The organism is Pontimicrobium sp. MEBiC01747 (assembly GCF_053601635.1).
Map to the genome: position 1 here is coordinate 1 of NZ_JBSHNS010000223.1, position 1660 is coordinate 1660.

The window sequence follows — 1660 nt, forward strand, 5'->3', positions numbered from 1 at the left end:
GCTTTCTCCCCTTTAGGAAACTTTTTATATACTTCTAATTTTAGTAATACAATCTTTCAATACAATTTAAATGCTACCAACATTGCAGCTTCAGAGTTTGTGTTATCTACGAACCAAAATATTCAATATGGACAATTACAACTCGCGCCAGATGGCAAGATATATATAGCAAAATCTGGAAGTAATACTTTAAGTACTATAACCTTCCCTGAAAACATTGGTAACTCCTCTATTCTTAATGTAAATGCTATAGACTTAGCAGGAAAAGCTAGTGGCCTAGGTTTACCGGCTTTTGTTCAATCTTTCTTTTTTGTGCTACTCTCCTACCAAAAAGATTGTTTTGGAGACGAAACTCAATTCTTTTTTAATAATACCGTAGATGCTATTGCATGGAATTTTGGAGATGCTACAAGTGGAGTTAATAATAGTTCAAATAACCTTCAACCAACACATGTCTTTTCCGCTCCTGGTATTTATGAAGTTACAGCAACAGTAACAAAAGGTAATGTTGTTTCTATAGAAACCATAGAAGTAGAAATTTTTCCGTTACCAGAAATAACACCTATTGTTCAATTAAATCAATGCGATGATAATACAGATGGTATAAGCCTATTTAACTTGCAATTAGCGAATAACTTAATTACAGATAACAACGCTTTGGTAATTACTTATCATGAAACATTAAACGATGCAGAACATAATATTAATTCTATACTTAATGAAACTGCTTATAACAATCAAATTCCAAGTCTAGATACTGTTTGGGCTAGAGTAGAAAATAATAATGGTTGTTATGACGTTTCTCAAATAGATTTAGTTGTTTCTGTATCACAAATTCCTGATACATTTCATAGAGATTTTTTTGAATGTGACGATGATACAGATGGAGTTACTGTTTTTAATTTCAGCACTATAGAAAACGATATTATTGCATTATTTCCAGCAAATCAACCTATACATATAAATTACTATAGCACCCTTACCGATGCTATTACAGAAACCAATGTTATAGAAGATATTACTAATTATGAGAATATAAATTCTCCTACACAACAAGACATCTACGTTCGTATAGAAAATGAATTAAACGATGAGTGTTTAGGTTTAGGCCCTTACATTACATTAAATGTTCTACAACAACCTCAATTTCAGCTAAACACACATGCCATTATATGCATGGACGACACTCCTAATTTAACAGTAGGCATAACCAATTCTCTAAATACTTATCAATACACTTGGACTAACAGTTTTGGAGAAATTACTAGTACAGAATCATCACTAACAGTTACTAGTGGCGGGGCTTATACCGTTATTGCAACTTACGATTATGGTAATGGGTACATTTGCGAATCTATACCACATACCATTACAATTGAAGAATCTGCAATAGCAATACTAACACCTAGCAGTGTTGTTATAAATGATGGATCTGCCAACAATTCTCTAACTATACTACCTAGTACAATAGGTTTTGGAGATTATGAATATGCTTTAAATAATAGCTTTGGCCCTTATCAAGACTCGCCTTTTTTTGGTAATGTTCCAGCTGGTGCGCACACAATTTTTGTTAGAGATAAAAACGGTTGTGGTACAAGTAGTATTACAATATATGTTATAGGTTTTCCTAATTATTTTACACCAAATAACGATACTGTTC

The 1660-nt window shown here is 32.3% G+C and carries 1 protein-coding gene; it reads left to right on the top strand.

The features are described from left to right. Nucleotides 1–1660, top strand: a 1660-nt coding sequence (locus ACVC2P_RS07460) for a PKD domain-containing protein (protein WP_452597854.1), incomplete at both ends; no start/stop codon positions are given.